Raw genomic sequence first — 8,652 nt, forward strand, 5'->3', positions numbered from 1 at the left:
ATGTGCTTGAAGCCCTTGGAAATCAAGGGTCAATATGGTTTCAGCGAACAGTTACGTTAAACTGGTATCTGGGAGGCTTTCCGATAATTGACTGCCTTGCTGCGGCGACAGCAAATTGGTCTAAAAATCTGCTTTTGCGTGGTAAATAGTATCGCTATCTACCACGAAAAACCGAATTTTTAAGTAGCTGGCCATATGGAGTCGAATATCTCTGGCTACTTGGGTTGGTACGGTTGGTACGGTTGGTACGGTTGGTACTTGAGAGCGGCGCTATCAGCCTTCTGATATTAGGGTTTGCTCGCTGACAATCTGTGAAAAAGTAAGGAGAAATGCTATGGGTCTGTTTGATGCTCTGCTGGGCAACGCAGGTGAGATGGCCAACGGGGAAGCAATGGCGGATCTGGCAACCATTCTGAACCCGTCGGAGACCATAGAGCTGGCCTATAAATTGGTGCGGGATATGGTGGTTTTGACCAATCATCGTTTGATTTTGATCGACAAACAGGGACTGACCGGGCGCAAGGTGGCGTATCGTTCAATTCCTTATAAGTCGATCACCATGTTTACCGTAGAGTCTGCAGGCCATTTTGATCTGGATGCTGAACTGAAAATATGGGTTTCTGGCCAACCAGAGCCAACACAGATGGAATTTAACAGCAAGACCAATATTTATACGCTTCAGGCAATCCTGGCGGCAAAAGTGGCGAGTCAGTAATTTCCGGCCAGCCTCGATAAAGGCCACAATAGTGGCCATTTTGGTGTTCAACCCCGGACTCTAAGCAGATTTGAAAGCGCCGGGTCAGGTTTGTCGGCTGCTTTGAAAATCAACGCAACTTTGCCAATGGTTTGAATGAGATCCGAGTTTGTGGCGCTGATCATTTCACTGATTAATTGCTGGCGGATGTCCCGGTCACCAATGGCAAACTTCACCTTGATCAGTTCATGGTCATTCAGTGCACGCAATGTTTCTTCAACCACGCCCTGTGTCAGTCCCTTGTCTGCCACAACGACAACCGGGTTCAGGTTGTGGCCGATGGTTCGAAAATGTTTCTTTTTGGCTGCATTCAAGCTCATGTTTGCTATTCCTGATTATTGCTTTGATAACAAATCGTCATAGACGATGTCTGATGATGAGTATGACCGTATTTTGCCGGATAAGTTTTCGTTAAATCCATTTTATATGCAGAGCTTTTGTCCCTTTTCGACTTCTCGAAAGCAAATTGAAAGATGCATTGGTCACATCAAGACCTTGGAAACCATGTACTAGACTTGCAACTGGTAACCAAGTACAGGGCGAGGCGTTGGACAATTTCACTCACTTATGGCAAAAGTTTATGAGCCTATGGCTTGAATACAGGCATTCATTTGCCGCCCTGGCGGTTTTTACCAATGGCGTGTTGATTTTTAAAACCATCTGGGGGATGCCGGTTAATCTTCTGGATCTTTTTCATATCAATAATCTGGTTGATATTGAATGGGCCGAAGTGGCCGATGGCCCATGGTTTTTGCTTGGTGTATTCCTGATGCTGAACGCCTTGGGTATGTTATACCGGGCAAGAATTGCCTGGGCTGTCAGTGTATTTCTGTTAATTATTACATTGACGTTTACCATGCACTTTTATCCTATGCTATGGACAAAGTCCCTGTTTTGTGGGGCGACTCTTGTGGGAATACTGTTGCTGGGAAGGGATTTTAGCCACTCCAGTGCCACCGCCGGTGGGATTTTTGCCATCATCAGTTTCTCGATTCTATTGTTTTATGGCAGTTACGGCTCACTCTATTTTGGCACTGGTTTTGCGCCAGAGATTGATAATCTGGTAACCGCTTTCTACTTTTCCATTGTCACGATGACCACGGTGGGGTATGGGGACATTATTCCGAAATCAGAGTCGGCCCGGTTGTTCACTGTGTCAATGATCATTGCTGGCATCACGGTGTTTGCCACATCACTCACCACGATATTTGCTCCGGTAATTCGCAGTGGTATTGGTAAACTGGTTAAAGGCAGAGAGCGGACTATGAATAGGGCAGAACATTTTATCGTCTGTGGTACATCCATCCTGGCGCTGGGAACCATCAGTCAACTGATGCAGCGAGGACTCAATTTAACGGTAGTCACGGTGCGTCCGGAAGATGAATTCTCCCAGATAGAGCAAAAAGCAGGGCAAAAGCTGGACTTGATTTCCGGGGACAGCACGGATAGCGCCGTATTAGACGGTGCTGGTCTCATGAAATGTCGTGCATTGTTAGCGCTGACTGATGATGACGCAGCAAACGCCTTTATTGTCCTGACTGCGCGAGAAATGAACCCTGAGATCCGGACCGTTCTGGTGGTCAATGATGCAAAAAATATGAAAAAAGTCAGACAGGTAAAGGCAGATGTCATTCTCTCGCCACAACTGTTTGGCAGTGAGATTCTGGCTTCTGTACTCAGTGGTGAAACCCTTGATCATGACAAGCTGACTTCCATGCTGCTAACCTCCGGACATGGGCTTTTTGATTAAGTCTTAACCCGGATATTTCATAAACGTGCTCCCTATCTCCCTTGCCCTCTGCCGCTCTATGGGAGTTTTGCTCCCTCGACTCCTGCGCCCGCTCACAAAATCCCTCAGAGCGAGAACGTCCTCGGCTTTGGCATCCTGCGTCGCCCTGATTCCCGCATCCATATGGTTGTTCGCGAGATTCGGGGCAGTTTATGAAATATCCGGGTTAATCATTGTCTTCAGGTGTCACAGCCATGGCGTATAAGTAGCTAATCATATGAAATTATATATTTCTGGCTACTTGTGCCGACATTCCCGGCAACTACTCCTGCATTCATGCAGTCGTGCTTCGTTAAAACTTCGGTCAAATAACTACGGCCAGGAGGCTGTCCGAGAATAGCAGCAGCCAAGGTAGCCAGAAATATTCGATTCCACATGGTTAGCTACTTAAGATATTATCCTCAAACTTTCACTTTATCGGCTGATGGGATGCTCAGTCTCATGTGTAAACGTTTTTCCCTTAAATTTGGTTAATTACTGAAAGCTCAATTCATGGGTTGATTGACAGACAGTTTGCAAAAAGATTATGGCGAGATCCAAAAGCAGTGGTCGCTGGTTGAAAGAGCACTTTGATGACCATTATGTAAAGCAGTCGCAAAAAGATGGCTGGCGGTCCAGGGCCAGCTTTAAATTGCTGGACATTCAGGAAAAGGATAACATCTTTCGCCCGGGCATCGGGGTGGTTGATCTTGGTGCGGCCCCCGGTGGCTGGTCTCAGGTAGCTGTCGAGCTAGTGGGTGATCAGGGGCGCGTGGTTGCTTCTGATATTCTGCCAATGGACCCCATTGCCGGGGTTAACTTTGTTCAGGGGGATTTCACAGAAGATGCGGTGCTGGAACAAATACTAAAAACCATCGGTGCGAACCGGGTGGATCTTGTAATTTCCGATATGGCCCCCAACATGAGTGGATCACTCTGTGTTGACCAGCCCAATGCCATGTACCTTGCTGAGCTGGCATTGGATCTGTCCGGGCGGGTATTGCGTAAAGGCGGTGTTTTCCTGGTTAAGGTATTCCAGGGTGAAGGCTTTGATGCCTTTTTGAAAGAAATGAAAACCAGCTTTGACAAGGTACAGACTCGCAAGCCTGCGGCATCCAGGTCGCGCTCAAGAGAAGTATACCTGCTGGCCACAGGCTTCAGGGTAAGTAGTTAATACCGGGCGTTGAAATAATAGGGTGCATTAATCAACATGATAGAAGACAATGACTGTCACACGTTCTGCTGATCGTGTATCGTTCCAGATAAGCTTGATACATTTCACCGTGAGCCAGATGAACGTATTCAAGATCAACGATTACCTGTGGCTCAAGTACGCTCAAGAGAGGTTAGCCCCTTGAATGATATGGCAAAAAATTTGATTCTCTGGGTCATAATCGCCTTGGTGCTATTGACCGTCTTTAAAAACTTCGATGGCATGCAGTCGTCTACCCAAAAGGTTTCTTATTCTGACTTTATCAGTATGGTAGAAAATCGCCAGGTCAGTAAGGTCGTCATTGACGGTTTTACCATCACCGGCATGTTAAACAACAGTGAGCGTTTTGAAACCAACCTGCCACCTACCGTGCCAGATAACAAACTGATGGATGAACTTCTGCTTGGCAAGGTACAGGTTGAATCCAAGCCCATTGAAAAACAGAGTATCTGGACGCAGCTGTTGGTAGCCAGCTTCCCGATTCTGGTGATTCTTGCCGTATTTATGTTCTTCATGCGACAGATGCAGGGTGGTGGCGGAGGCCGTGGTGGCCCCATGAGCTTTGGTAAAAGCAAGGCCCGCCTGCTGTCTGAAGATCAGATCAAAACTACGTTTGCCGATGTCGCCGGTGTTGAAGAAGCCAAGGAAGATGTTCAGGAGTTGGTGGACTTCCTGAAGGACCCCGGTAAATTCCAGCGTCTGGGTGGTCGTATTCCCCGGGGCGTTCTGATGGTCGGTCCTCCGGGTACCGGTAAAACCCTGATCGCCAAAGCGATCGCCGGTGAGGCCAAGGTTCCGTTCTTTACCATCTCCGGATCTGACTTTGTCGAAATGTTCGTAGGTGTCGGTGCTTCCCGTGTGCGTGACATGTTCGAGCAGGCCAAGAAGCAGGCACCCTGCATTATCTTTATTGACGAAATTGATGCGGTTGGCCGTCATCGGGGTGCCGGTATGGGCGGTGGTCACGATGAGCGTGAACAGACCCTTAACCAGCTGCTGGTTGAGATGGATGGGTTTGAAGCGAACGACGGTATAATTGTAATTGCCGCAACTAACCGTCCGGATGTTCTTGACCCTGCGTTGTTGCGCCCCGGTCGTTTTGACCGTCAGGTTGTGGTTGGCTTGCCGGATATCCGTGGTCGTGAACAGATTCTTAAAGTGCACATGCGCAAGGTTCCGGTTTCTGACAATGTGCAGCCTTCGGTTATCGCTCGTGGTACTCCGGGATTCTCCGGTGCTGACCTGGCCAATCTGGTCAATGAGGCGGCGCTCTTTGCGGCACGTGCGAACCAGCGCACGGTTGGCCAAAAAGAGTTTGATTTGGCGAAAGACAAAATCATGATGGGCGCTGAGCGCAAGTCCATGGTTATGAGTGACAAGGAGAAAAGCAATACGGCTTACCATGAAGCCGGACATGCCATTGTTGGTCGGTTGGTGCCGGACCATGATCCAGTTTATAAAGTGAGTATTATTCCCCGGGGCCGGGCGCTTGGGGTAACCATGTTCCTGCCTGAAGAGGATCGCTACAGCCAGAGTCGCCAGGCACTGCTCAGCCAGATATGCTCGCTGTTTGGTGGCCGTATCGCCGAAGAGATGACGCTGGGAAAAGATGGGGTAACAACCGGGGCCTCCAATGATATCCAGCGTGCCACCCAGATTGCCAGAAGCATGGTGACCAAATGGGGTCTTTCTGAAAAACTGGGGCCGCTGCTTTACGATGAGGATGAGGGTGAGGTCTTTCTTGGTAAAAGCTACGGCAGTGGTGGTTCCAGGATGAATGTTTCCGGTGAAACGGCCAAGATCATTGATGAGGAAGTTCGCCGGGTTGTCGACGAATGTTACTCCCGCGCTAACCAGATTCTCGTCGATAATCGCGATAAGCTGGATACCATGGCTGAGGCGCTGATTCAGTACGAAACCATTGATAGCGATCAGATTGATGACATTATGGCGGGTCGCGAAGTTCGCCCTCCAAAGGATTCGGGCGATAACGATGGCAGTGGTGTCAAGGCTGCGGATGAGTCTGAAGTAAAGTTGGACCACAAGGCTGAAGATGGTGATAGAAAAGATTCAGGTGGTTCGATTGGTGGTCCTGCCGGGGAGCACTGATCGTAGGTCAGGTCTGTGATTGTCAAGGGCAGGTTCATCCTGCCCTTTTTTGTATTTGTCAAGATGAATCATCGGTATTTTGTCTGTTTTTGGTGTATCAATTTGCCAGGGTGGTCATCTGTGCATAAGAGCGCCGGACAGCGGTTTGAGGAGTTTTCATGAATAACGAACTCAAGTTGAATTGTGCAGGGAAAATACTGGCTCTGAATAGGCCAAGGGTTATGGGGATCTTGAACGTGACCCCGGATTCCTTTTACCAGGGGAGCCGCTGTTCCGATAACTGGCTGAATGTTGCCGAGCAGATGATCAGGGACGGGGCAGATATTCTGGACATTGGTGGCGAGTCAACACGGCCGGGTGCTTCAGGCGTGCCAAGTGAAGAGGAGGAATCAGAGCGGGTTCTGCCAGTCATCGAAGGTTTGGCGGCCCGATTCAACGTCATTATCTCCATTGATACCAGCTCACCTTTGGTGATGAAAGAGGGGGTAAAAGCGGGCGCGGGGATTATTAATGATGTACGGGCGTTGCATCGCAAAGGGGCACTGGAAGCTGCAGCAGAAACCACTGTTCCGATTATTCTGATGCATTCCCTCGTTGATCAACCTGAGCCCGGGTTCGTCCCGGTCTATGGTGATGTGGTTTACGAGGTCAGCCAGTATTTGATGGCTTGTGTGGAGCGCTGTGAGAATGCCGGGATTGTCAGGGAGCGTTTAATACTGGATCCGGGCTTTGGGGGTGGCATGTTTGGTAAAACGCCGGTGTACGATCTTGAAATGCTGAAGGGCTTTCGTCGTTTCCATGAACCGGGCCTGCCGCTATTGGCGGGAATGTCCAGAAAATCCTTTATCGGGGCAACAGTAAACCGGGATGTAGAAGACCGGCTCCCGGGTAGTCTCGCTGCAGCCATACTGGCTGCCCGGGCCGGGGCTCATATCATCCGTGTGCATGATGTCAGGGAAACGGTTGATGCCTTGCGTTTGCTTCAGGCTGTTGACGAGGCGTAGCTTTCACGCTGCCTTGTCTTGAGGCTCATCTTCATTTAACGACGTCAAAAAAAAACCGAGAATGAATGAACTCAAAAAGATTACGCAAGTCAGATACTTTGTGACCAATCGGATTGAGGTGAATATCATGAACGCAGCCACAGGCCCTGTCGGCAAATATTACCAGCCTGCAACTGAATATAAGAAAGAAGACCATTGTTCTATTTGTGTGTCAAAATTCGCAGAAAAAGAAGTATCGGTTACTACATGCGCCCACCATTTTCACACATCTTGTTTACAGACTTGGCTCACGCATGGCGACATCTGTCCTTTATGCAGAACGCCTCTCAACGAAAGGGCAACCCAGCCAGAAGACTCAATTTTTCATAGGTGGATACAAGCCGTTAGGGCTAGCCTTCAAGAGGTAGAAGCTGGCGGAAGTCGTTCGAGTTCGAGTGGTGTTAATGTCCTGGTGGTGATGTCTATAGAGAGTCAAGATGAATTTGAAGCGGATTTCTTAAATTTCTGGAGAGAGGCACATAATGATGACCCGCCAGCGAACCGTGACTGAAGTCATTTAGTAGATATCTGGTTGACAGTTGCTAATAACTCTACGTGACAAAGGCCTGTAACCCGTGACCTGAAGATAATACGGTACCCCAACGGTCTTCCCTCTCTGGGAGAGAGTTCATCTTTATTTACTGGCGTCAACAAAAAATAAAGAGAATCAAGGAACTAAAAAGGGTAACGTGAGTCTAATTTTTAGGATCAATCGCTTTGAGGTGAAAATCATGAACGGAGCCACAAGTCCTTCCAACAAGTATTACCAGCCTGCAACTGAATATAAGCCAGACGACCAATGTGCTATTTGTGTTTCAGAATTTGCAGGGAAAAAAAAAGTATCGGTTACCAAATGTGCCCACCATTTTCACACATCCTGTTTAGTGACTTGGCTTAAGCATGGTGACGTCTGTCCTGTGTGCAGAACGCCTCTCACGGAAAGGGCAACCCAGCCAGTAGACTCAGCCTTTAGCGAGACAATGGAAAACGTCAGGGCTCTCCTGGCAGCGGCGGCATATGAAAGAGATGGAGCGGCTGTGAATGCGCTGATAGCGGGACCCGCGGTGAACCCTGACGAAAATGATTCGGCTGCTCTAAATTGTTTGTTAAATCGATAGACAGGAGGATGTCCGAGAATAGACTGCCCTGCGCGGCAACTGCTCCTGCGCTGCTCTGGCTCCTGTATTAATGCAGTCGTGCGGTGGCAGCAAATTGGTTTAAAAATTTCCGACTTTTTATCCTCAATTATCTGCCATCCTCTCTACGGGGGCGCCCAATCGGGCGCTATTCTCGGACAGTCTCCCGGCGTGGGCCGCGAATGGAGTCATTTGAATGGTTTAAATGTAGTGATAGAAGCTGCTGATAACTTATGTGTCAGAGGCTCGCTCTTCGTTACCTGACTCTGGTACCCCAACGGTCTTCCCGCTTTAAGAGAGGGGGCTATCTCCACTTCCCGTTGCCTGAACGTCTGTCGCATCCTGGCGAATATAAAATCCTTATTTCATGGTCTTCAAATAAGTGACATTAACCTCCCCGGATGCCCGTCAATTTTCACCTTTGCATTCATCAACATTACAGGGCAATTGGATTCCCTATCGCCAGCCACTTAACTTGATGGCACTGGTGGTTTATTTCAATGAGTGAGATGATTAAGTAGTTAACCAAATGAAATCATAATTGCTGCCACCGCACGACTGCATGGATGCAGGCGCCAGAGCAACGCAGGAGCAGTTGCCGCCGACTGCATGGATGCAGGAGCCAGAGC

Annotated in this window: 8 protein-coding genes; 7 read left to right on the plus strand and 1 reads right to left on the minus strand. The window is 48.8% G+C overall.

The genetic code is table 11. From position 1 onward, the window contains the following. The first annotated feature begins 334 nt into the window (after positions 1-334). Entirely contained in the window at positions 335-715 is a 381-nt protein-coding gene (locus KDK14_RS06130; RefSeq protein ID WP_257264134.1) for a PH domain-containing protein, read from the plus strand. Between the two features lie 47 nt (positions 716-762). On the opposite strand, the gene KDK14_RS06135 is transcribed toward KDK14_RS06130, so the two are convergent. Next, positions 763-1,074 carry a YhbY family RNA-binding protein gene (locus tag KDK14_RS06135; protein ID WP_257264135.1) on the minus strand — a complete coding sequence of 104 codons (312 nt, stop codon included), beginning with the start codon at positions 1,072-1,074 and terminating at the stop codon, positions 763-765. 227 nt (positions 1,075-1,301) lie between these two features. On the opposite strand from KDK14_RS06135, the gene kch reads away from it, so the two are divergent. The 6 genes from kch to KDK14_RS21660 all read left to right on the plus strand — a co-directional run bounded on the left by kch (position 1,302) and on the right by KDK14_RS21660 (position 8,005). Continuing rightward, positions 1,302-2,504 carry a voltage-gated potassium channel protein gene (gene kch / locus KDK14_RS06140; RefSeq protein ID WP_257264136.1) on the plus strand — a complete coding sequence of 401 codons (1,203 nt, stop codon included), beginning with the start codon at positions 1,302-1,304 and terminating at the stop codon, positions 2,502-2,504. Positions 2,505-3,069: 565 nt separating this feature from the next. After that, a complete protein-coding gene (gene rlmE / locus KDK14_RS06145) occupies positions 3,070-3,696 on the plus strand; it encodes a 23S rRNA (uridine(2552)-2'-O)-methyltransferase RlmE (RefSeq protein ID WP_257264137.1) in 627 nt (208 codons plus the stop codon). Between the two features lie 189 nt (positions 3,697-3,885). Continuing rightward, complete coding sequence (gene ftsH, locus KDK14_RS06150) at positions 3,886-5,844, plus strand: ATP-dependent zinc metalloprotease FtsH (RefSeq protein WP_257264140.1); 1,959 nt, start codon at positions 3,886-3,888, stop codon at positions 5,842-5,844. Positions 5,845-6,002: 158 nt separating this feature from the next. Beyond that, positions 6,003-6,848 carry a dihydropteroate synthase gene (folP, locus tag KDK14_RS06155; RefSeq protein WP_257264138.1) on the plus strand — a complete coding sequence of 282 codons (846 nt, stop codon included), beginning with the start codon at positions 6,003-6,005 and terminating at the stop codon, positions 6,846-6,848. 61 nt (positions 6,849-6,909) lie between these two features. Next, the gene (locus KDK14_RS06160) at positions 6,910-7,398 is read left to right on the plus strand and encodes an RING finger protein (RefSeq protein WP_257264139.1); all 489 of its coding nucleotides are present in this window, start codon (positions 6,910-6,912) and stop codon (positions 7,396-7,398) included. 220 nt (positions 7,399-7,618) lie between these two features. After that, on the plus strand, positions 7,619-8,005 hold the full coding sequence (locus KDK14_RS21660; RefSeq protein ID WP_373691039.1) for an RING finger domain-containing protein: 387 nt from the start codon (positions 7,619-7,621) through the stop codon (positions 8,003-8,005). Positions 8,006-8,652 lie beyond the last annotated feature (647 nt).

The organism is Endozoicomonas sp. ONNA2 (genome assembly GCF_024606365.1).
Lineage (GTDB): Bacteria > Pseudomonadota > Gammaproteobacteria > Pseudomonadales > Endozoicomonadaceae > Endozoicomonas.

Bases quoted from the DNA above. Each gene is read 5' to 3' on its own strand.
- KDK14_RS06130 (WP_257264134.1), top strand. From the start codon at position 335: ATGGGTCTGTTTGATGCTCTGCTGGGCAACGCAGGTGAGATGGCCAAC.
- KDK14_RS06135 (WP_257264135.1), bottom strand. From the start codon at position 1,074: ATGAGCTTGAATGCAGCCAAAAAGAAACATTTTCGAACCATCGGCCAC.
- rlmE (WP_257264137.1), top strand. From the start codon at position 3,070: ATGGCGAGATCCAAAAGCAGTGGTCGCTGGTTGAAAGAGCACTTTGAT.
- ftsH (WP_257264140.1), top strand. From the start codon at position 3,886: ATGGCAAAAAATTTGATTCTCTGGGTCATAATCGCCTTGGTGCTATTG.
- folP (WP_257264138.1), top strand. From the start codon at position 6,003: ATGAATAACGAACTCAAGTTGAATTGTGCAGGGAAAATACTGGCTCTG.
- KDK14_RS06160 (WP_257264139.1), top strand. From the start codon at position 6,910: ATGAATGAACTCAAAAAGATTACGCAAGTCAGATACTTTGTGACCAAT.
- KDK14_RS21660 (WP_373691039.1), top strand. From the start codon at position 7,619: ATGAACGGAGCCACAAGTCCTTCCAACAAGTATTACCAGCCTGCAACT.